Raw genomic sequence first — 21,645 nt, forward strand, 5'->3', positions numbered from 1 at the left:
TATGGATCCCGAGATCCGGCACCTGCGGGCGATCTGCGCCATCGCCGACGCCGGAAGCCTGTCCAAGGCCGCCCGCGTCCTCGGTATCTCGCAACCGGCGCTGTCAGCCCAGCTCAAACGCATCGAGCGCATCGTCGGCGCCGAACTGTTCGTCCGCGCCCGGTCGGGCGTCGTGCCCACACCCGACGGGGAGCGCACCCTGGAGCGAGCCCGGATGCTGCTCGTCGAACTGGACGCGTTCGTCGGCGGACTGCGCCATCCGAACGGCCGCACCAGAACCGCGCTGCGGCTGGGTTCGGCCCATATGGAGTGTGTCGGCACCATGATCGAACTGGTGCGCAAGGCGTTGCCCGAGTACGAGGTTCGGCTGCGTGTCGAACCCTCGGCGGTGATCCTGGCCCAGGCCGTCACCCACGACCGGATGGACCTGGCGGTGATCGGCACCATGGTGGACCACGACGTGCGGCTGGCGCCGCCGGTCGAGCAACGCGTCCTGGTGCCACAGGTGCCGGTGTTCGTGGCCATCGCCAGCGGTCACGCGCTCGCCTCCCGGCCCGAGATCGCACTGTCCGAACTGGCCGGTGAGTCGTGGATCTGTCCGCCCGGCGCCGACGACGGCTCGCTGGCCTCGTTGCGGGATGCCTGCCGCCACGCGGGTTTCGAGGCGAGGGTCGACTACGAGGCGCCCAGTGGCGGTGCCCGGCAGCTCATCGAGTCCGGGCAGGGCGTGCGGCTGGTCGAACCCACCGCGAGCCAGGAACCGGGTATCGCGGTGCGGCCGCTGACCGGCGATCCGCTGCACATGCGGTACCGCTTGGCCTGGCGGTCGGGACGCTTCACCGACATCGAACTGGGCCGGGTGTACCGGGCGGTCGGGCAGGCGTACACCAGCCACGCCGTCGGCAGCCCGGTCTTCGCGCCGTGGTGGCAGCGGCATCCCGAGGTGCATCCGCTCGCCGGTGCTTAGGGTCCCGGCAAGGTTTCCACCCCGATCCGGGGGCCACGGCTAAAGACCGATTGCCCGAGGTGCCGCCCGGGAATACTGTCGCGCCGAGTGGACCCGCTCCCGGGCCACCGTCCCCATAGCTCCATGTTCATGACACATAGGAGACAGCCCCATGTCCCTGACCCGAACCCGGCGACTGATCGGCGCGGCCACCGTCGCCGTCGTCCTGACCGCCGGTATCGCCCTGACCGCCTCGCAAGGCGCGGCGGACCCGGCACCCGACCGACCCCACACCCCACCGACGGCGGCCAGCCCCGCCGCCACCCACACCGATCCCGGCCCGGCCGACATGCGCGACCGGCCCCCGAACCCCGCGCCCGACCCCGGCACCGACAACCCTTACGCCGCCGAGGATCCGAAACGTCCCTCCGACAAGCACGGCACCCGGCAGGCCTGCGACCCGGCGGACTTCACCTCACGCACCGGCGACGAACTGGTGGCGTTCATCCGCGAGACCGAGACCTCCTGCGTCAACACCCTGTTCGGCCTCACCGGCACCGACGCCAACGGCGCCTTCCGTGAGGAACAGATGATCTCGGTGGCCAACGGCATGCGCGACAACGCCGCGTCCTATCCCGGCGACAACTCCACCGGCACCGCGCCGCTGGTGCTGTACCTGCGCGCCGGATACTACGTCCAATGGGGTCACCCCGACGACGTCGGCGAATATGGCCCCGAACTGGACCAGGCCGCGAAGTCCGCACTGGAGACGTTCTTCGCCAGCGAGCGCGCCTTCGACGTCAACGACGCCAACGGCGAGATCCTCGCCGAGACGGTCACCCTCGTCGACAGCGCCGAACAGAATCCCCACTTCCTCGACGTGGTCAAGAAACTGCTCACCGACTACGACACCTCCTGGAACGAGCACTACTGGATGACCGCCGCGGTCAACAACGTCTACATCGTCCTGTTCCGCGGCCACCAGCTGCCGGAGTTCGTCGAAGCCGTGAAGGCCGACTCCTCGGTCCTGGACACCGTGCACGACTTCGCCATCACCCACATCGGCCAGTCCCGGGGCGACCAGTGGTACCTGATCCACAACGCCGGACGTGAACTGGGCCGGTTCCTGCAACACGACTCACTGCGCGACACCGCCCGGCCGCTGGTGAAGGACCTGCTCGACAGCAGCGACATGACCGGCGATTCAGCGCCACTGTGGATGGGTTCGGCGGAGATGGCCGACTACTACGACCAGTCCAACTGCGACTACTACGACGTCTGCGACCTGGCCAACCGGGTCTCCGAGGCCGTCCTGTCGGTCAAGCACAGCTGCGGCGACACGGTTACGATCCGGGCCCAGCAACTGGACGCGGGGGAGTTGTCGCAAACCTGCGACAGCCTGTCCGGCCAGGACGGGTTCTTCCACGACGTCGCGAACGACCCCGGACCAGTGGCCGACGACAACAACGACTCCCTGGAGGTGGTCGTGTTCGACTCCAGCGTGGACTACCGGGTCTTCGCCGGAGCCGTGTTCGGCATCGACACCAACAACGGCGGCATGTACCTGGAAGGCGACCCCGCCGACCCCGACAACCAGCCCCGGTTCATCGCCCACGAAGCCGATTGGCAGACCGAGTTCGCCATCTGGAACCTCAACCACGAGTACACCCACTACCTCGACGGCCGCTTCGACATGTACGGCGACTTCGCCGCTGGCGTCAGCACCCCGACCATATGGTGGATCGAGGGCTTCGCCGAGTACGTGTCCTACTCGTACCGCGACGAGCAGTACGACGCCGCCATCGCCGAGGCCGCCAAGGGCACCTACGACCTGGACACCCTGTTCAGCACCACCTACGACCACGACCAGACCCGCGTCTACCAGTGGGGCTACCTGGCGGTGCGGTTCATGATCCAGAACCACCGCCAGGACGTGGACACGGTGCTGGGCCACTACCGCTCCGGCGACTGGGACGCCGCCTACGCGCACCTCACCGACACCATCGGCTCTGAGTACAACGCCGAATGGCGCGACTGGCTGACCGCCTGCGGCGCGGGCGACTGCGGCTGACCCGATCCGAAGCCGTGGGTGTGCCCCCGGCCCCACACCCACGGCTTCGCAGCCCCAGCCGACGACGCTCCCGTATAACTGAAGCCATGCCGGGAACCAGCAGCACGACCCCAAGCGAGGAACCGCCGCCGTCCATGGCCCGCGAGTCGCTGTTGCGGGAACCGCCGGTCACCGAACGCGGCAAACGGACCTGGGAGGCGCTGATCGCCGCGGCCCGCACGGTCTTCGAACGCGACGGCTACCTCGACGCGCGGCTGACCGACATCACCGCCGAGGCGAAGTGCTCGGCCGGAACCTTCTACACCTATTTCGCGGGCAAGGAGGAGATCTTCGCCGCGGTGCTGGCCCGCGCGCAGGAGGACATGCTGCACCCGGGTATGCCGCATGTGGACGCCGACGACGACCCGGTCGCGATCGTCGAGGCCAGCAACCGCGCGTACTTCGCGGCCTACCGCCGCAACGCCCGGCTGATGGGCCTGTTGGAACAGGTCGCCAACGTCGACGCCGAGTTCCGCCAGGTGCGGCAGAACCGGGGCGACGCCTTCATCCGACGCAACGCCCGCAGCATCGCCGCGCTACAGAAACGCGGCCTGGCCGACCAGACCCTCGACCCGCAGCTGGCCTCGCGGGCACTGTCGAGCATGGTCAGTCGCTTGGGGTTCTGGCATTTCGTGCTGGAACCGGAGGAGTCGGCCGACCCGGCCCGCTTCGAGGAACTCGTCGCCACCGCCACCCGGCTGTGGGCCAACGCGCTACGGCTGCCGCAACGGGACTAACCGCAGCGCGGATGTGTCGATGGCGCGTTTGAGTACCTTTCCGCTGGGGCCCTTGACAAGCGTGTCGACGAACGTGATGACGCGCGGGATCTTGTACGCCGACAGCCGCTCGCGGCTCCACTCGCTGACCTGTGCTTCGGTCAGGTTCGAACCCGGCCTGGCGACGATCATCGCGGCGACCTCTTGCCCGTAGTGCTCGTCGGGGACTCCCACCACCGCCGCCTCGACGACGTCGGGATGCGCGTACAGCACCTCCTCGACCTCGCTGGGGTAGACGTTGTACCCGCCACGAATGATCAGTTCCTTGATGCGGTCGACGATGCGCAGGTACCCGTCGGCGTCGAACTGGCCCAGGTCGCCGGTGCGGAACCAGCCGTCCTCACCGAGCACCTCGGCGGTCTCCCGCGGCCGGTTCCAGTAGCCCTTCATGACGGTGGGGCCCTTGATGAAGACCTCGCCGACGGCTCCCTGCGGACACGGCTTCCCGTCGGTGTCCCTGACCTCCACTTCGGTGCGTGGTGAGGCGCTTCCGGCGTGGCCGAGCTTCGCGTCGCGGTGCAGCTGGTTGAAGGTGCCGTAGGCGGCGGTCTCGGTGAGGCCGTAGCCCTCCCGCAGCGTGCAGCCGAAGCGTTCCTCGAAGGCGCGGGCGATCTTGCCGGGCAGGGTGTCGCCGCCGGACACCGCCAGCGTCAGGTCGGGGAAGTCCTGCGGGCCGGTGTCGGCGGCGGCGTGCAGCAGCGCGTTCCAGATGGTCGGCACCCCCGCCGTGTGGGTGATGCGGTGCTCGCGCAGCATTGCCAGCAGCTCGTTCATGTCGAAGTGGGCCAACAGTGACAGTGAACCGCCGGCGGTCAAAGCGGGCATCATGACCGACGCCTGCCCGAAGACGTGGAACAGGGGCAACGCGGTGCCGGAGCGGTCCTCGCGGGTTCCCCGGCTGCATTCGGCGCCGATCTCACCGGCGGACAGCAGGTTTTCCACCGTCAGTTCCGCGCCCTTGGGGCGCCCGGTGGTGCCGGAGGTGTAGAGGATCGCCGTGGTGTCGTGCGGGAGCCGGTCGACCGGCGTGACGGTCGGGGCCGCGTCCTTCGACTGTCCAGGTTCTAGTATCCATGAGGGAATGTCGTGGTTCGCCGCGGCGGCGGCGGTCGCGTCGGCCACCACATGCCAGGCGACGGCGAGTCGGCAGCCCGCGTCGGTCAGGACGTGGGAGATCTCGGCCTCGGTGGCCATGGTGTTGATGGGCACGACGACGGCTCCGGCGGCCTGGATGCCCATGTACGCCATCACGAACTCGGGCACCGACGGCGCGGTCAGCAGCACCCGGTCGCCGTGGTCGACACCGGCGGCGGCCAGCGATTGGGCGTAGCCGAGGCTGGCGTCGCGCAGTTGTCGGTAGGTCCATTGCTCGCTGCCGCCGCGCAGCGCGACGGATTCGGGGTGGGAGTCGGCGTTGCGGCAGACCGGATCGATGACGTTGGCCATGGTGGGTACCTCCTGGGGCGTGGGGGCGAAGAGCTGGTGAGGTCAGGACTTCTCGACGAGGCGCGCCACCGCCACGGCGACGACGGCGGGTTTGGCGGCCGCGTCGCTGTCGAACAGCTGTTGAAAGGTCACCTGGACGCCGCCGGGTACCCGGGTGGCGTCGGTGACCGTGGCGCGCATGCGAAGCCGGGAACCCACCGGTACCGGGGTGGGGAACCGGACCTTGTCGTAGCCGTAGTTGAGTCCGTGGGCGAAGCCGTCGAACCGCAGCAGTTCCGCCGAGAACGCCGGGCCGAGTGACAGGCTGTACAGACCGTGGGCGATGGTGCCGCCGAGCGGGGAGTCGGCGGCGCGCTCGGGGTCGGTATGGATCCACTGGTGGTCGCCGGTCACCCGGGCGAAGGCGTTGACGGCCTCCTGGGTGACGTGGTGCCAGCCGGTGGGGCCGAGTTCGACGCCGATCAGCGCGGTGAGCTCGTCGAAGGTCGCGGGGCGTGCCGGTAGCGAGCTGAAGTCCATGGTGGCTCCTTGGCGAGGAACCGATGGCGGAACTTCGCCGGGTCGTGCATGGGTTACCGTAGAGTATTGAAGTTGACGCCAGATTCAAGTATACAGTTCTCGAGCCCGTCGCGGTGCCTGTCGCGACCGCCGGGACAATGAGGAAGAGGCGGCTCTTCCGGTAAAGGAGCGCGCATGGCCGAACTGTTCGCGGTGTCCGACCGCGCCAAGGCGTATCAGGAAGACCTGCGGGAGTTCATGACCTCCCACATCTATCCGGCCGAGCCCGTCTACGACCGGCAGATGCGCGAATCGGGTGACCCGCACTTCCAGCCGCCGGTGCTGGAGGAGCTGAAGGCCGAGGCCAAGAAGCGCGGACTGTGGAACCTGTTCCACCCCCACCCCGAATGGGGCCCCGGACTGACCAATCTGGAGTACGCGCCGCTGGCGGAGATCATGGGCCGCAGCTTCATCGCCCCCGAAGCCTGCAACTGCAACGCCCCCGACACCGGCAACATCGAGGTCCTGACGCTGTTCGGCACCCCCGAACACCACCGGCTGTACCTGAAGCCACTGCTGGACGGCACCATGGCCTCCGCCTTCGCCATGACCGAACCCGACGTGGCCAGTTCCGACGCCACCAACATCGAACTGCGGATGGAACGCGACGGCGACGACTACGTCCTCAACGGACGCAAGTGGTTCGCCTCCAACGCCCTGCACAAGAACTGCCGGGTGCTGATCGTGATGGGAAAGACCGACCCCACCGCGGCACCGCACCGGCAACAGTCCATGGTGGTGGTTCCGATCGACGCTCCCGGCATCACCGTGGTCCGCAACCTGCCCGTGTTCGGCTACCTGGACCGGGAAGGACACGCCGAGCTCACCTTCGACAACGTCCGGGTCCCGGCGTCCGACATGCTCAAAGGGGAAGGCGAGGGCTTCGCCATCAGCCAGGCCAGGCTGGGGCCCGGCCGCGTCCACCACTGCATGCGCACCATCGGCATGGCCGAGCGCGCGCTGGAACTGTTGTGCACCAGGGCCCTGTCCCGCTCGACCTTCGGCAAGCCGTTGAGCACCCGCGCCAACATCCAGGACTGGATCGCCGAGGCCCGCATCGAGATCGACATGGCCCGGCTGCTGACCCTCAAGACCGCGTACCTCATGGACACCATGGGCAACCAGGCCGCCGCCACCGAGATCTCCGCGATCAAGGTCGCCGCACCGCAGGCCGCGCTGAACGTCATCGACCGCGCGATCCAGGTGCACGGCGGCGCCGGGGTCACCGACGACTTCCCGCTGGCGATGGCCTGGGCCCACCTGCGGGCGCTGCGACTGGCCGACGGCCCCGACGAAGTGCACAAACGCGCGATCGCCCGACGGGAACTGCGCAAATACGACGTGGAGGACTGAGGGCATGACCGCGGCGCGACCCGACACCGAACAGGCAGTCGACCCGGCCAGAATCCGGCCGTGGCTTGACGAACTCGGCATCGCGGTGTCGGGGGAGTTGACGATCGATCGCGTCGGCCTGGGGCAGTCCAATCTGACCTATGTGGCCTGCGACGCGGACGGGCACAAGTGGGTGCTGCGCCGTCCGCCGCTGGGAACACTGCTGGCCTCGGCCCACGACGTGGTGCGCGAGGCCCGGATCATGGCGGCGCTTCGGGACACCACCGTGCCGGTGCCGAGCATCCTCGGTGTCAGCGACGACGCGGCGGTGTGCGACGCGCCGCTGGTGCTCATGGAACACGTCGACGGGCAGGTGCTGGACCACCTGGCGGTCGCGCGAACCCTGTCGTCGCGGCAACGCCACGACATCGCCGCCTCGCTGATCGACACCCTGGCCACAGTGCACACGGTGGACCTGGAAGCGGTGGGACTCAACGACCTGGCCAGCCACAAACCCTACGCCGCCCGGCAGCTCAAACGCTGGAGCAGCCAATGGGAGAAGTCCAAGACCCGTGAGTCGTCCGCACTCGACAACCTCACCGAGCGATTGTGGGCCGCCGCCCCGCCGCAACGCGAACTCACCCTGGTGCACGGGGACTTCCACCTCAACAACCTCATCACCGATCCAGCCACCGGACGGATCCGGGCGGTGCTGGACTGGGAACTGGCCACCCTGGGAGATCCGCTGGCCGACATGGGAAGCCTGCTGGCCTACTGGGCCGAACCCGGCAAGGCGGCCATCCCCGGATTCGACGTCACCACACTGGACGGCTTCCCGAGCCACGCGGAACTGGCCGAGCGGTACCTGTCGGCGACCGGCCGCGACGCCCACGCGCTGCGCTACTGGCACGTCCTGGGACTGTGGAAGGTCGCGGTGATCGCCGAAGGCGTGCTGCGCCGGGCCCTCGACGAGCCCAAGAACCGGGCCGCGTCGGGCACCCCCACCACCGACATCATCGACGGACTCGTCGACCGGGCGCGGCGCATCGCCGACGACGCCGGAATCTGAGTCACCGAAAGCCGGAGCCACCGAAAGGCGCGAGCCATGAGCGACACCGAGTCCATCGAACCGGATCTGACCGCCCGGGTGGCGACGCTGCTGCGGGACCACGACCCGGCCACCACCGATCCGCAGGAGTTTCGCGGCGCCCTGTTCGACGCCGGACTGGCCCGAGTGGACTTTCCGCCGGGACTGGGCGGACTAGGTCTGCCGCAACGGTTCCAGAAACTCGTCGACGCCCGACTGGAAGCCGCCGACGCGCCCATGCTGCTGCGGGAACACAACGGCATCGGCCTGGGCATGGCCGCACCCACCATCGTGGCCTTCGGTACCGACGAACAGCGACGAACGCTGCTGCGGCCGATCTTCACCAACGAACACGTCTACTGCCAGCTGTTCAGCGAACCCGAAGCCGGATCCGACCTGGCGGCGGTGGCCACCAGCGCGCGCCGCGACGGCGACGAGTGGATCGTCAACGGCCAGAAGGTGTGGACCTCGGGAGCCCACAACGCCGACATGGCGATCCTGTTGGCGCGCAGCGACCCGGACCTCCCCAAACACGCGGGACTCACCTACTTCGTCTGCGACATGCGCGATCCCGGCGTGGAGGTCCGGCCACTGCGGCAGCTCACCGGCGAGGCCGAGTTCAACGAGGTGTTCCTCACCGACGTCCGCGTTCCCGACTCGCTGCGGCTCGGCGAGATCGGCCAGGGCTGGAAGGTGGCCACGACGACCCTCAACAACGAACGGGTCGCGATCGGCTCCGGCGCTCCCCGCGAGGGTGGCATGATCGGCAGGGTCGCCGCCACCTGGCGCGACAATCCACAGTGGCGACATCCGGGGATGCACGACCGGCTGATGCGGCTGTGGGTGGACGCCGAGGCCATCCGCATCACCGGCGAACGACTCCGGCAGCAACTGGCCAACGGCCAACCCGGCCCTGAGGGCTCGGGCATGAAGGTCCTGTTCGCCCGCTCGGCGCAGGAAGTGTCCGGATTCGACCTCGAACTGCGCGGCGAGGACGGCCTGCGCTACGACGACTGGACGATGCGGCGACCCGACAAGGTCGACTACACCGGCCGCGAACCCGGCTACCGGTACCTGCGCGCCAAGGGCAACTCGATCGAGGGTGGCACCTCCGAGATCCTGCTCAACGTGATCGCCGAACGGGTCCTGGGACTGGCGCCCGAACCGCGCGCCGACAAGGACATCGCCTGGAAGGACCTGCCGCGATGAACACTCTCCCGACGCCACCGGCCGCCGACCTGCTGTACTCCGAAACCGAGACCGAACTGCGCGCCAGCCTGCGGCGGCTGCTGGACGACCGGTGCCCACCCGAGTGGGTGGTGTCCGGCTACGACACCACACTGGACGCCTCCGGACTGTGGAAGGCGATCGCCGTCGACCTCGGCCTGGCCGCGATCCTGATCCCGGAATCGTGCGGCGGCGCGGGACTGGGCGCCCGGGAAGCCGCCGTGGTGCTGGAGGAACTGGGTCGCGCCGCGGCCCCGGTGCCGTTCCTGAGCAGCGCGGTACTGGCGACCGTCGCCCTGTCGACCATCGGCGAGCGGGAAACGCTGCGGCGATTGGCCTCTGGCGACTCCACTGCCGCCCTGGCCGTACCGCTGTCGACGTCCCCCGACGACCTGACACCGACCGTCTCGGCCGACGACACCGGACTGACCGGCCGTATCACCACTGTGGCCGGTACCGAACTGGCCGACGTACTGCTCGTCCCGGTGTCCGACGGCGACGGCGTCCAGCTGCACCAGGTGACGCTCCCGGCCGACGGCGTGACCATGACCCCCGCGACCGCACTCGACATGACCCGGCCGCTGACGGACATCACGCTGTCCGGTGCGGCCTCCACCCGCATCGACTCCGGCGACGCCGAGGCCGCCATCCGGCAGGCACTGCTGTGCGCGGCAGCGTTGTTGCCGTCCGAACAGTACGGTGTCGCGTCCTGGTGCCTGGACACCACACTGGCCTACCTGAAGCAACGTCGCCAGTTCGGCCGGACCATCGGCTCGTTCCAGGCCGTCAAGCACCGCATGGCGAACCTGTGGCTCCAAGTGGGACAGACCGGCGCCCTGGCCCGCTACGCCGCCGACACCTACGCCCGTCGCGACCTGGACACCGAGATCGCCGTGTGCGTGGCGCAGTCGTTCTGCGGCGACGCCGCCGTCCTTGCCGCCGAGGAATGCGTACAACTGCACGCCGGTATCGCCATGACCTGGGAGTACCCCGCGCATCTCTACCTGAAGCGCGCCAAGGCCGACCAGCTCGCCCTCGGCGCCGCCCATCGCTACCGGAACCGACTGTCCCAACTGGTCGATCTGCCGTCCCACTGAGAGGAGCTGGCCCGTGAAAGCACTGCGATGCCACCAAACCGGAGAACCCGGCGAGGTGCTGTCCGTGGAGGAGATACCCGACCCGACGGTCGCCGACGGCCAGCTGCTGGTGTCGGTGTTGGCGGCGCCGCTGAGCTTCCCGGACCTGCTGCTGTGCCGGGGCCAGTACCAGTTCGCGCCGCCGCTGCCGATGACACTCGGAGTGGAACTGTGCGGCACCGTCCTGGCGGTCGGCGCGGGCGTCAACCGGTTCGCCGTCGGCGACCGCGTCATCGGCAACCCGGCGCCACCCGACGGCGCCTTCGCCGAACTGGCGATCCTGGAGGACTCGGCCGCCTACCCGGCCCCCAAAGCGCTGGACGACGCCCAAGCCTCGGCACTGGGCATCGCCTACCAGACCGGCTGGTTCGCGCTGCACCGCCGAGCCCGGTTGCAGCCCGGTGAAACCCTCTTGGTGCACGCCGCCGCCGGTGGCGTGGGCAGCGCGGCGGTGCAACTCGGCAAAGCCGCCGGTGCCACGGTCATCGGCGTCGTCGGCGGGGCGGACAAAGCCCGCCACTGCGCCGAACTGGGCGCCGACCTCGTGATCGACCGGCGCGACGCCGACTTCGTCAAGGCGGTCAAGGACTTCACCGACGGACGCGGCGCCGACGTCATCTTCGACCCCGTCGGTGGCGACGCCTACGCGGGCTCCACCAAATGCGTCGCCTTCGAAGGCCGGATCCTGGTCGTCGGCTTCGCCGGTGGCACCATACCCAAACCCGGACTCAACCACGCGCTGATCAAGAACTACTCCATCCTCGGACTCCACTGGGGACTGTACTTGCGGCACGATCCCGGCGCGGTCGTCGAATGCCACCGGCACCTGACGACACTGGCTGACGCCGGAGCGATCACGCCGCTGGTCACCGAGCGACTGTCCCTTGCCGACACCGCCGACGGCCTGCGGCGGCTCGGCGACGGCCACACCAGCGGACGCGTCGTCTGCGAACCCACCGCCGGGAGCACGCCATGACCCGCACCGCGATCGTCACCGGAGCCGCCCGCGGCATCGGCGCCGCCGTCGCCGCGCGACTGGCACACGACGGCCTCCAGGTCGCACTGCTGGACCTCGACGAAACCGCTTGCGCCGACGGCGTCCAACGCATCACCGACTCCGGCGGCCGGGCCCTGGCCGTGGGCGCCGACGTCGCTGACTCCGGTGCCGTGACCGACGCGGTGGCGCGGGTCGCCGAGGAACTCGGCCCACCGACGGTCCTGGTCAACAACGCCGGGATCACCAGGGACAACCTGCTGTTCAAGATGAGCGAGGACGACTGGGACTCCGTCATCGGCGTGCACCTGCGCGGCGCCTTCCTCATGACCCGCGCCGTCCAGGAGTTCATGACCCAGCGGCGAGATGGCCGGATCATCAACCTGTCCAGCAAATCAGCACTGGGAAACCGAGGCCAGGCCAACTACTCCGCCGCCAAGGCCGGTCTACAGGGCTTCACCAAGACACTCGCGATCGAGCTGGGCAAGTTCGGCATCACCGTCAACGCGATCGCCCCGGGCTTCATCGCCACCGACATGACCGCGGCCACCGCGCGCCGCCTGGGCATGACGACCGAGGAACTGCACCGCGCCGCCGCCGAACAGATACCGCTGGGACGAGTGGGAACACCCGAGGACATCGCCAACACGGTGTCCTTCCTGGCCGGAGAAGGCGCGTCCTTTGTATCCGGACAGGTCATCTACGTGGCCGGTGGCCCGGTCGACTGACCACAACCGACGAGGAGAGACCATGACACGAACGGCCATCATCACCGGCGCGAGCCGGGGCATCGGACTGGGCATCGCACAGGCCCTGGTGGACCGCGGCGACCGCGTCTGCGTCACCGCCCGCGACCCCGAAACCCTCGCCGAAGCCGTGGAAACGTTGGGCGGCCCCAAATCCGCCATCGGCGTGGCGGGCAAAGCCCACGACCCGGCACACCAGGACGAAGCGATCGCACGCACCGTCGACGCGTTCGGCGGCATCGACCTGCTCGTCAACAACACCGGCACCAACCCGGTCTTCGGCCCACTGCTCGACCTCGACCTCGACGTCGCCCGCAAGATGGTCGACATCAACCTGCTGACGGTGCTGGCCTGGACCAAGAAGGCACACGCCGCGTCCATGGGCGAACGCGGCGGCGCGATCGTCAACATCGCCTCGGTCGCCGGACTCAAACCGGCCCCCGGCCTGGGCTTCTACGGCGTCACCAAAGCCGCGATGATCCAGCTGACCGCACAACTGGCGGTCGAACTGAGCCCCGGCATCCGCGTCAACGCGGTGGCACCGGCGGTGGTCAAGACGAAGTTCGCCGCCGCGCTGTACTCCGGCCGCGAGGAACAGGCCGCCGCACCCTACCCACTGGAACGGCTCGGCGTCCCCGCCGACGTCGCCGGAGCCGCGGCCTTCCTGCTGTCCGAGGAAGCCAGCTGGATGACCGGCCAGACCCTCGTCGTGGACGGCGGACTGACCCTGATGGGCGGCCTGACATGACGGTGCGGCAGGGCGCGGTCGTCGTGGTCACCGGCGGCGGCAACGGCATCGGCGCGGCCTTGGCGCGCCGCTTCGCCGCCGACAAGGCCACCGTCGTCGTCAACGACCTAGACCCGGACGCGGCAGCGGCGGTGGCCGCCGACATCGACGGGGTGGCCATCGCCGCCGACGCGGTACATCCCGAGCACCTGATAACCGAAGTCCGGCAACGCTTCGGCGAGATCGACCTGTACTGCGCCAACGCCGGAGTACCGGCGGGCGGCTCCGAACAGGCCCCCGACGAGGACTGGGACCGCGCCTGGCAGGTCAACGTGATGGCTCACGTCCGGGCCAGCCGCGTCCTCATCGGCCCCTGGCTGGAACGCGGCCGGGGCCACCTGCTGACCACCGTGTCGGCGGCGGGCCTGTTGACGATGCTGGGCGCCGCCCCCTACTCGGCCACCAAACACGCGGCCCTGGCCTTCGCCGAATGGATGACCATCACCTACGGCGACAAAGGAATCCGAACCCAGGCCATCTGCCCGCTCGGGGTGCGCACCAACATGATCAACGACATCGGCCGCTACGGCGAAGTACTCCTGGAACCGGCGGCGATCGCCCCCGAAGCCGTGGCCGACGCGGTGGCCGACGCTCTGGACGACGGCCCGTTCCTCATCCTCCCGCACCCCGAGGTCGCCAAGATGTACGCCCGCCGCGCCACCGACCCCGACCGCTGGCAAACCGCGTTGCGGCAGATCCAGTCCACCATCGAGGCCGACCCCGCCGCGACCTGAATCAGCTGGCCGAAGCCGTCGCCTCCGCCGGAGTGCGGGGACGGGTGGCGACGCGTCCGGCCAGGATGTACACCACCGCGATCAGCGACACCAGTGCCGTCACCGCGGCCACCAGCCGAAGGCCGGTGAGGAAGTTGTCCTGCGCCGACACCATCGCCCCCAGTAGGGCGATGCCGATGGCCAGGCCGGTCTGGCGGGTGGTGTTGATCGTGGCCGAGGCGATGCCCGAGCGTTCGCGGGGCACGGCGTCCACGGCGCCGTTGGTCGTGGGGGTCATCGACAAGCCCATGCCGACGCCGATGAGGACGAACACGGGGCCCATCAGGAACCAGGACGTGTGGGCGTCGAACAGGGCCACACCCGCCAGGCCCACGGCCGAGGAGCCGTATCCGGCCAGCATCGCCGGAACCGGGCCGGAGGCACCCACCCAGCGTCCGGCCAGCGGCGCGACGATCGCGGTGGCTATCGACATCGGGACGAAGGCCAGGCCCGCCGACAGCGCCGAGAAGTCGCGTTCCTGTTGCAGGTACAGGGCCAGGAACGCGTACATCGTGTACGGTCCGAAGCCGAGGCTGGCGGAGGCGAAGTTCATGGCGGCGAAGCTGCGGTCGGCGAACAGCCGCACCGGCAGCATCGGGGTCCGGGTACGCAGTTCGACCACGATGAACACCACGAACAGCACCAGCGCGGTTCCGGTGACGATCAGGGCCACGGTGTCGTCCCAGCCCTTGTCGCCCAAGCGGATGAGCCCGAACGACAGCGAGCCCAGCGACAGCATCGCCAGGATCTGGCCCAGCGGGTCGATCGCGGCGTGCTCGGGGTTGGCCGATTCGGGCACGAACACCAGGGTCGCGATCAGTGCCGTGACGCCCAACGGGACGCACAGCCAGAACAGCGACGGCCAGCCGAACGCCTGGATGAGTACGCCACCGACCACCGGTCCGATGACGAGGCCCACGGCCGACACCGCCGCCCAGATCCCGATCCTGCGGACGCGTTCGGCGGGGTCGGTGAACGTCTGCGCCAGAATGGACAGTGAACCGGGGAGCAGCAGCGCGGCCGCGATTCCCTGGATCAGTCGACCGGTGATGAGCATGCCCAGGTTCACCGACACAGCACAAACGACGGTGCCCACGATGAACGCGGCCAGGCCGGTGACGAACACGCGCTTGCGTCCGAACCGGTCACCCAGCGAGCCCCCGGCCAGCGTCAGCGCGGAGATGCAGATGGTGAACGCGTTGAGGACCCACTGCAGGCCCGCCAGGGAGGTGTCGAGGTCTTTTTGTATCGCGGGCAAGGCCACATTGACCACGCTGATGTTCACAATGGCCATGAACTGGGCCGCGCACAGTGCGGCCAGTACCCACAATTTTCTCACTCGTTGATCCTGCTCCTTCAACCATGGTTGAGGTCAAGCGCTTTCCGCGTGACTTGTATTACGTGTGAAGCGTTCGCGGCATCGGTCGTTGCACAATCGCCCCCATGACTTACGCCAACGCACATGTACGCATCGCCCGTCCGTCGACGAACCTCCAGGCGGCCGAACGCTTCTGGGTGGAGGGCCTGGGCCTGGACGTGTTGTGGCGCGTCGACCCGGCCACCGACGACCACACCGAATACGCCCTGCTGATGGTCGGCTGGACCGACGCCGCCTGGCACCTGGAGTTGGCCGACCACCCGGGGGAGCCGGTGAAACCGACCCCCACCGACGAGGACCTGCTGGTGATCTACCTCAATGGACCGGTTCCCGACGAGCTCGTGGAACGGCTGGAGCGGTGCGGTGGCCGTCGGGTGACCGCCCGCAACCCGTACTGGGACGAATGGGGTGTCACGATCGAGGACCCCGACGGGTACCGGCTGGTGTTGTCCACACGCGACTGGGGCTGAGGACGCGAATCTAACGGATTTGTGACATGGCGGCCCTGGCGGTCGTCGACGACCTACCGTGACCGGGTGCGGAAACTCAAGGGTTGGCCGAACCCGGACCTGATCGCCGTGGCCTGCGGCGCGGCGCTGGTCGGTGCCGCGTTCTGGGTCGGGCTGTCCGTGGAACCGGTGGCCGACAGCGGCGTGTACTGGCCGCCGCTGTCGGCCAAACCCATACCGCACTTCGGTGCCGGGACTCCGCTGGCGATCGCCGTCGCGGTGGCCGTGATCGGCTACGGGCCGGTGCTGGCCGCGCGGTTGCGGTGGCGGGCACTCGTGGTGGTGGCGTGGCTGGCCGCGATCGCCTGGACCTTCGCGCTGGCGCTTGTCGACGGCTGGCGTCGCGGCATTGCCGGGCAGCTGACCAGCGACAACGAGTACCTGTCGATCATCGGGCGCTTCGACGACATCGGCGCGGCCCTGCGCGGCTACAGCGATCACATCCTCATCGACGCCCCCGCGAACTGGCCCGCCCACGTGGCGGGGCATCCGCCCGGGGCGGTGCTGACGTTCGTCGGCTTGGATCGGCTCGGCCTGGGCGGGGGAGCCTGGGCCGGGGTGTGGTGCATTGTGGTGGGTTGCTCGGCGGTGGCGGCGATACTGGTCGCCGTGCGGGCACTGGCCGGGGAGGACCTCGCCCGGCGCTCGGCTCCGTTCCTGGTGTTGAGTCCGGCAGCGATCTGGATCGGGGTGTCGGCCGACGGCTACTTCGCGGCCGTCGCCGCGTGGGGGATCGCGCTGCTGGTGCTGGCCGCGCGGCGCGAGTGCCGGTGGCCGTGGCTGGTGGCGCTGGGGGCCGGACTGCTGTTCGGGGCGGCGGTGTACCTGTCGTATGGGCTGACGCTGATCGCCGTCGTGGCGGTGGGGGTCCTGCTCATCACCCGCACCGCCCGGCCGCTGCCGTTGGTCCTCATAGGCGCGTGCGTGGTGCCGTTGGCCTTCACGCTCGCGGGCTTCTACTGGTGGGAGGCGTATTTCCTGCTCGCCGAACGCTATGACCAGGGCGCCGGTGGAGTGCGGTCCTACGCGTACTGGGTGTGGGGGAACCTCGCGGCCGCCGTCATCGTCATCGGGCCCGCCGTCGTGGCGGGACTGCGCCGCAGCGCGGTGGCCGCCCCGGCGGCGATACGGCGGTTCCCGATGCGGCCAAGCGCGGTGGCCGCCCCAGCGGCGATACGGCCATCCCCGAAAACCGGCCAGGACCGGTTCGTGCTGCTGCTGTTGGCGGCCCTGGTCGCCATCGCGGTGGCCGACCTGTCGGGCATGAGCAAGGCCGAGACCGAACGGATCTGGCTGCCGTTCACGGTGTGGCTCATCCCGGCGGCGGCGCTGCTGCCTGACCGGCGGCGGCTGTGGCTGGGCGCGCAGGCACTGTTGGCGCTGGTCGTCAATCACGCGCTGCTGACCAGCTGGTGAGTTCCCGATCAGCCGACGCGATGGGTGACGCGCAGCTCCGTCATATAGCGCTTGGTGATCCGGCCGCCGTTGCGGTCGATGTGGTCACCGATGGCGCCCAACAGCCCGTCGCGCTGGGCGGGATCCAGTGCCCGATGCCCGGAGTAGGTCCGCAACACGTCGAGATACTCCTGTGTGGAGTAGTCCAGGTCCCATTCGTAGCGGCGGAACTCGGGCGGTCCGAACCGCTCCGAAGATTCGAGGTCGCTGGTGTCGCAAGGGATGTCGTCACCGGGTTCCAGCCTCAGACCCGGCGGTGTCGACGGGTCGAATCGTTCGTAGAAGTCCTGGAACCTCGCGAACAGCGCTTCGCTGCCACCCTTGACATGGTGGGTGGTCACTGTGGCCAGTGCCCCACCAAGCCGCAGCGCGTCGGCGGACTTGTCCATCCGCACGTCCGGGTCGATCCAGTAGAACGCGGTCGCCGAGAACACGACGTCGAACGGTCGCGACGGCAGCGGCCAGTCCTCGAACGAGGAGTTGACCACCTCGACGTCCGGAAACGACGCCAGATTCCGCCGGGCCACCGTGGCCATGCCCGCCCCCAGCTCCACCGCTGTGACGCGGTAACCCTGTCGCGCCAACGAAACCGTGGCCTGCCCGGTACCGCAACCCAGTTCGAGAACATGGTCGTCCGGCTTCAGGCCGGTCAACTCGGCGAGGTCCTCGTACATGCGCGCGGGATACCCCGACCGGGCACGGTCGTAGAGTTCGGCGTCCTCGGTGAAGGTCTGGCGCAAGCGCTCGCGGTCGGTGTCGGTCACCCCGGCACCCTAATCGAGGCACAGCGGCCTGTCCGCCGAGTTTCACCGCCAAGACCGGCTCGCGGCACCACCTCAGTCCGGGTCGTCAAGCGGATCGCGCATTTTCCGCATCATCTCGTCACGAAAGGCGAAGTAGGGTTCGAGGTCGATGATCCTGGCCAGTCGGATGTCAGCGATCGATACCCCTACCGCGGTGACTGCCACGCCGCGTCCGGCGTGCGTCGCCGCGGCCCACCATCGCGTCTCGTCGCCCCACAGTTCGAAGGCGACAGTCTCGTCGTCGGCGCGTACCTCGACGTGCATGCCGCCGTCGCGATCGTACTTCAGTCCGATGTGGTGCAGTCCACCGGTTCTCGAGCCGCCGTGCCGGGACACCTGAAGGCGTCCGTCCCATTCGGGGACTCCGAAGCACGGCAGTTCCCTCACCATGCGGCGCAGCCATTCCCGTTGCAGGTCCTCGTCGAAGACCATCTCCTTGAATGTCGGTCGTTCGTCGGGTTCCTTACGGTGCAACACTTACCTCCGGCATCGTCGTCACTCCGCGATGCCTCGACTGTCTCACGAATCCGGGGTTCAGGTGAGCCGCAGGCAGACGAACCGTCGCCGTGACGCTTCGTGGCACCAGGTCTCGGCGATTCGCCAGCCCGCCACCGAGGCATACCGCTCCGCAGCGGAAGCACCGACTCGGGCCCACGGGAACGCCGCGCCGCTGCGTCCGTCACCGTCGTCGACCCGCACGCTCAAGGTCTCGTCGACATCGTCATACGCCAGTTCCGCCAGCAGTCGCCCGTCCGGGTGAACGACCTGCGCCACTCGCCGCAGCAGCCGCGCCACGTCGCCGCCGATCCCGATATTGCCGTCGGCCAGCAAAGCGGTGTCCCACCGGCCTTCCTCGGGCACCGGGTCGAATATGGAACCGCGAACCGCCGGCGCGCCGGTCTCCACCGTGCGGGCCACCGCGGCGAGGCTGACGTCCACGCCCAGCACCGGTCGGCCGCGCTGATGCAGCGCGGTGACGAATCTGCCGGGGCCGCAACCGATGTCGAGCACCGCGCCGCCGCACCGGCGCAGCAGCCCGGTGTCGGCGGCGTCGGGTGGCTCGCACCATCGCTCCACCGGCAGTGGCAGCATCCAGCCGTCGTCGCGTCGCAGGAACAGTGGGCCCTGACCGGCCAGGATGGCGTCGTCGTAGAGGTGACCGGCCCAGGCCGCGGGGGTGCGGGTCGCCGTCGCGGCAGGGGTCACGCGGCCGCCTTCCTGGGGTGGCGCAGCCGCCGGGCGGTGGCGGCGAACCGGCTGTCGGGGGCCAGCGCGGCGACGGTGTCCACATCGCCGGGTGTGTCGACGTCGCGCAGCGGCAGCAGGTCGCGCACCCGCAGGCCCACGTCTACAAGCCGTTGACGTTGCACGACTCCGGTGTGGTCCTGGGACATCGGGACGCCCAGCAGTAGCCGCCGGTCGGGACGGCGCAGCCCCAGGGCCCAGAACCCGCCGTCGGCGGCCGGGCCGAACCAGGCGTCGCAGTCCCAGTCGCCGGACTCGACGACCGGCGCCAACATCTCGTGGGTCACCTGTGGCGTGTCCATGCCGATCAGCAGCGAGGTCCCGCCGCAGTCGTCGAACGCGTTGGCCAGCCGTTCGTCCAGGCCGTGGCCGTGCTGCGGGATCACCTCGAAGCCGGACGGCAGCCAGTCGCCGGGTTCGCCGTCCAGGACCAGGACGCGGCGCTCGGCCGCCAGTCCGGCGGCGACGGTGAGGGTGTCGGACAGTGCCGCCTCGGCCAGTCGCGCGGCCTCGGCGGGGGAGTAGCGCGGCGACAGTCGGGTCTTGACCCGGCCGGGCAGCGGCTGTTTGGCGATGATCAGCAGGTTCGTCATCGCTGCAACACCTCCCGCATGTCGTGGACGGCCTGCCAGGTGCCGCGCCAGGTTCCGGTCACTTTGGACTTCCCGGAGCGGGGCAGGTAGGGGATGTCGACCTCGTCGATGCGCCAGCCCGCGTCGGCGGCTTTGACGACCATCTCCAGTGGATAGCCGGAGCGACGGTCGGTGATGCCCAGGTCGAGCAGCGCGGTACGGCGCGCGGCCCGCATCGGTCCCAGGTCCCGCAGCCGGGTTCCGGTGCGGCGGCGCACCATCCGGGCCAGCGCGATGTTGCCGAACCGGGCGTGCAGCGGCCAGGCGCGCATCGTGGTGGGGCGGCGTCGGCCCAGCACCAGGTCGGTGTCGTCGTCGCGTATCGACTCCACCATGGAGCGCAACAGTCGTGGGTCCATGGAGGCGTCACAGTCGCAGAAGCACACGATGTCGGCGGTGGCGGCCTCCAGGCCCGCGTGGCAGGCGGCGCCGAAGCCGCGGCGGGTCTCGGTCACCACGGTGGCGTCGAGGGAGGCGGCCAGGTCCGCTGAGCCGTCGGTGGAGCCGTTGTCGACGACGATGGGACGAAACCGCACCGGGATGCGTTCCAGCACCCACGGCAGCGCCTCGGCCTCGTTGAGACAGGGGAGGATCACGTCGGCTTCGGTCATGTCGCGGCTCCTCGTAGCGGTGCGGCGGCGAACTCGGCGACGCCCTTGCGGAAGTCGACGCGCGGTTTCCAGTCCAGTTCGGAGCGGATGCGTCGCGTGGACGCGGTGATGTGCCGGACGTCGCCCAGCCGGTACTCGCCGGTGACCACGGGTTCGGGCCCGCCGAAGAAACCGGCCAGCTCGGCGGCCATCTCCCCGACGGTGTGCGGGGTTCCACTGGCGACGTTGTAGGGCCGCAGTGTCCCTTCGGGAATGTTGGCGTACACGGCGTCCAGCGCCGCCAGGTTGGCCGAGGCGATGTCGCGGACGTGGACGAAGTCGCGGCGCTGGGCGCCGTCCTCGAAGACCTTCGGCGGTTCGCCGTTCTCCAGTGCGGAGCGGAAGAACGACGCCACCCCCGCGTAGGGCGTGTCCCGGGGCATGCCGGGTCCGTACACATTGTGGTACCGCAGGCTGATCACGCGTCCGGCGCAAGCCCTTGCCCAGGCCGAGGCCAGGTACTCCTGCGCGATCTTGGTGGCGGCGTAGACGTTGCGGGGGTCGATGGTGGCGGTCTCCTCGACCAGCCCGGGCGACAGCGCTTCGCCGCAGTGCGGGCACGGCGGCTCGAAGCGCCCGGCGTCCAGGTCGCCGACCTGACGCGGGCCGGGACGCACCTGGCCGTGCTCGGCGCAGTGGTACACCCCCTCGCCGTACACCACCATGGACCCGGCCAGCACCAGCCGCCGCACCCCGGCGTCGGCCATGGCCGACAGCAGCGCGGCCGTGCCGAGGTCGTTGCAGTCCACATAGTCGCAGGCGTCGGCGAAACCGTTGCCCAGTCCCACCATCGCGGCCTGGTGACATACGACGTCGACGTGGCGCAACGCGCGCCGCATGGCGCCGCGATCGCGCACGTCGGCGCACAACATGTGCGGATGGTCCTTGCGGGGATGTGGGCCGTGGGCGGCGGCGAGCAGGACGTCGGCGATGACGACGTCGTGTCCGGCCTGCCGCAGGGCGGTGGCGATCCGGGAGCCGATGAACCCGGCGCCGCCGGTGACAAGTACACGCATGCTGCGAACCGTAGGTAGATCGGCGCGGTGCGCGCGAGC

22 protein-coding genes are annotated in these 21,645 nt (G+C 69.4%); 13 read left to right on the forward strand and 9 right to left on the reverse strand.

The window, feature by feature from the left end; genetic code table 11:
- Position 1 precedes the first annotated feature (1 nt).
- The 3 genes from SNAS_RS14300 (at position 2) to SNAS_RS14310 (ending at position 3,793) form a co-directional block, all read left to right on the forward strand.
- On the forward strand, positions 2 to 967 hold the full coding sequence (locus SNAS_RS14300; protein WP_013018148.1) for a LysR family transcriptional regulator: 966 nt from the start codon (positions 2 to 4) through the stop codon (positions 965 to 967).
- A 151-nt stretch (positions 968 to 1,118) separates the two neighbouring features.
- On the forward strand, positions 1,119 to 3,017 hold the full coding sequence (locus SNAS_RS14305; protein WP_013018149.1) for a collagenase: 1,899 nt from the start codon (positions 1,119 to 1,121) through the stop codon (positions 3,015 to 3,017).
- An 86-nt stretch (positions 3,018 to 3,103) separates the two neighbouring features.
- A complete protein-coding gene (locus SNAS_RS14310) occupies positions 3,104 to 3,793 on the forward strand; it encodes a TetR/AcrR family transcriptional regulator (protein ID WP_041624879.1) in 690 nt (229 codons plus the stop codon).
- On the opposite strand, the gene SNAS_RS14315 is transcribed toward SNAS_RS14310, so the two are convergent.
- A complete protein-coding gene (locus tag SNAS_RS14315; RefSeq protein ID WP_013018151.1) occupies positions 3,770 to 5,278 on the reverse strand; it encodes a class I adenylate-forming enzyme family protein in 1,509 nt (502 codons plus the stop codon). The genes SNAS_RS14310 and SNAS_RS14315 overlap by 24 nt on opposite strands.
- Positions 5,279 to 5,320: 42 nt before the next feature.
- Positions 5,321 to 5,797 carry a MaoC family dehydratase gene (locus SNAS_RS14320; protein ID WP_013018152.1) on the reverse strand — a complete coding sequence of 159 codons (477 nt, stop codon included), beginning with the start codon at positions 5,795 to 5,797 and terminating at the stop codon, positions 5,321 to 5,323.
- Positions 5,798 to 5,971: 174 nt separating this feature from the next.
- Here SNAS_RS14320 and SNAS_RS14325 point away from each other — a divergent pair, with 174 nt between their 5' ends.
- From SNAS_RS14325 to SNAS_RS14360, 8 genes are read left to right on the forward strand one after another with little or no spacing between them, the layout of a single operon-like run.
- Positions 5,972 to 7,189, forward strand: a complete 1,218-nt coding sequence (locus SNAS_RS14325; RefSeq protein WP_013018153.1) for an acyl-CoA dehydrogenase family protein — start codon at positions 5,972 to 5,974, stop codon at positions 7,187 to 7,189.
- A gap of 4 nt (positions 7,190 to 7,193) precedes the next feature.
- Positions 7,194 to 8,237 (forward strand): phosphotransferase family protein, encoded by a 1,044-nt coding sequence (locus tag SNAS_RS14330; protein WP_013018154.1) that lies wholly within the window; start codon positions 7,194 to 7,196, stop codon positions 8,235 to 8,237.
- A 36-nt stretch (positions 8,238 to 8,273) separates the two neighbouring features.
- Positions 8,274 to 9,464 (forward strand): acyl-CoA dehydrogenase family protein, encoded by a 1,191-nt coding sequence (locus SNAS_RS14335; RefSeq protein ID WP_013018155.1) that lies wholly within the window; start codon positions 8,274 to 8,276, stop codon positions 9,462 to 9,464.
- Positions 9,461 to 10,579 carry an acyl-CoA dehydrogenase family protein gene (locus SNAS_RS14340; protein WP_013018156.1) on the forward strand — a complete coding sequence of 373 codons (1,119 nt, stop codon included), beginning with the start codon at positions 9,461 to 9,463 and terminating at the stop codon, positions 10,577 to 10,579. Before SNAS_RS14335 ends, SNAS_RS14340 begins: the two co-directional genes overlap by 4 nt.
- Before the next feature lie 13 nt (positions 10,580 to 10,592).
- Entirely contained in the window at positions 10,593 to 11,594 is a 1,002-nt protein-coding gene (locus SNAS_RS14345) for an NADPH:quinone oxidoreductase family protein (protein WP_013018157.1), read from the forward strand.
- Positions 11,591 to 12,340: a 3-oxoacyl-ACP reductase FabG gene (gene fabG / locus SNAS_RS14350; RefSeq protein WP_013018158.1), complete on the forward strand. Its 750-nt coding sequence runs from the start codon at positions 11,591 to 11,593 to the stop codon at positions 12,338 to 12,340. The genes SNAS_RS14345 and fabG overlap by 4 nt, the downstream gene beginning before the upstream one ends.
- Positions 12,341 to 12,362: 22 nt before the next feature.
- Positions 12,363 to 13,106 carry an SDR family oxidoreductase gene (locus tag SNAS_RS14355; protein ID WP_013018159.1) on the forward strand — a complete coding sequence of 248 codons (744 nt, stop codon included), beginning with the start codon at positions 12,363 to 12,365 and terminating at the stop codon, positions 13,104 to 13,106.
- On the forward strand, positions 13,103 to 13,879 hold the full coding sequence (locus SNAS_RS14360) for an SDR family oxidoreductase (protein ID WP_013018160.1): 777 nt from the start codon (positions 13,103 to 13,105) through the stop codon (positions 13,877 to 13,879). Before SNAS_RS14355 ends, SNAS_RS14360 begins: the two co-directional genes overlap by 4 nt.
- 1 nt (position 13,880) lies before the next feature.
- Here SNAS_RS14360 and SNAS_RS14365 read toward each other — a convergent pair whose 3' ends face one another.
- Positions 13,881 to 15,257, reverse strand: coding sequence for an MFS transporter (locus SNAS_RS14365; protein WP_013018161.1), 1,377 nt, complete (start codon positions 15,255 to 15,257; stop codon positions 13,881 to 13,883).
- 104 nt (positions 15,258 to 15,361) lie between these two features.
- On the opposite strand from SNAS_RS14365, the gene SNAS_RS14370 reads away from it, so the two are divergent.
- Positions 15,362 to 15,766: a VOC family protein gene (locus SNAS_RS14370; protein WP_013018162.1), complete on the forward strand. Its 405-nt coding sequence runs from the start codon at positions 15,362 to 15,364 to the stop codon at positions 15,764 to 15,766.
- Positions 15,767 to 15,832: 66 nt separating this feature from the next.
- On the forward strand, positions 15,833 to 17,221 hold the full coding sequence (locus SNAS_RS37195; RefSeq protein ID WP_013018163.1) for a hypothetical protein: 1,389 nt from the start codon (positions 15,833 to 15,835) through the stop codon (positions 17,219 to 17,221).
- An 8-nt stretch (positions 17,222 to 17,229) separates the two neighbouring features.
- On the opposite strand, the gene SNAS_RS14380 is transcribed toward SNAS_RS37195, so the two are convergent.
- The 6 genes from SNAS_RS14380 to SNAS_RS14405 all read right to left on the reverse strand — a co-directional run bounded on the left by SNAS_RS14380 (position 17,230) and on the right by SNAS_RS14405 (position 21,606).
- Positions 17,230 to 18,024: a class I SAM-dependent methyltransferase gene (locus tag SNAS_RS14380; protein WP_013018164.1), complete on the reverse strand. Its 795-nt coding sequence runs from the start codon at positions 18,022 to 18,024 to the stop codon at positions 17,230 to 17,232.
- A 72-nt stretch (positions 18,025 to 18,096) separates the two neighbouring features.
- Entirely contained in the window at positions 18,097 to 18,540 is a 444-nt protein-coding gene (locus SNAS_RS14385) for a hypothetical protein (RefSeq protein WP_041624882.1), read from the reverse strand.
- Between the two features lie 57 nt (positions 18,541 to 18,597).
- Positions 18,598 to 19,269 (reverse strand): methyltransferase domain-containing protein, encoded by a 672-nt coding sequence (locus tag SNAS_RS14390; protein ID WP_013018166.1) that lies wholly within the window; start codon positions 19,267 to 19,269, stop codon positions 18,598 to 18,600.
- Positions 19,266 to 19,901, reverse strand: coding sequence for a TIGR04282 family arsenosugar biosynthesis glycosyltransferase (locus SNAS_RS14395; RefSeq protein ID WP_013018167.1), 636 nt, complete (start codon positions 19,899 to 19,901; stop codon positions 19,266 to 19,268). Before SNAS_RS14395 ends, SNAS_RS14390 begins: the two co-directional genes overlap by 4 nt.
- Positions 19,898 to 20,551 carry a glycosyltransferase family 2 protein gene (locus tag SNAS_RS14400; RefSeq protein ID WP_013018168.1) on the reverse strand — a complete coding sequence of 218 codons (654 nt, stop codon included), beginning with the start codon at positions 20,549 to 20,551 and terminating at the stop codon, positions 19,898 to 19,900. The genes SNAS_RS14395 and SNAS_RS14400 overlap by 4 nt, the downstream gene beginning before the upstream one ends.
- Positions 20,548 to 21,606 (reverse strand): NAD-dependent epimerase/dehydratase family protein, encoded by a 1,059-nt coding sequence (locus SNAS_RS14405; RefSeq protein ID WP_013018169.1) that lies wholly within the window; start codon positions 21,604 to 21,606, stop codon positions 20,548 to 20,550. The genes SNAS_RS14400 and SNAS_RS14405 overlap by 4 nt, the downstream gene beginning before the upstream one ends.
- Positions 21,607 to 21,645: the final 39 nt, after the last annotated feature.

The organism is Stackebrandtia nassauensis DSM 44728 (genome assembly GCF_000024545.1).
Lineage (GTDB): Bacteria > Actinomycetota > Actinomycetes > Mycobacteriales > Micromonosporaceae > Stackebrandtia > Stackebrandtia nassauensis.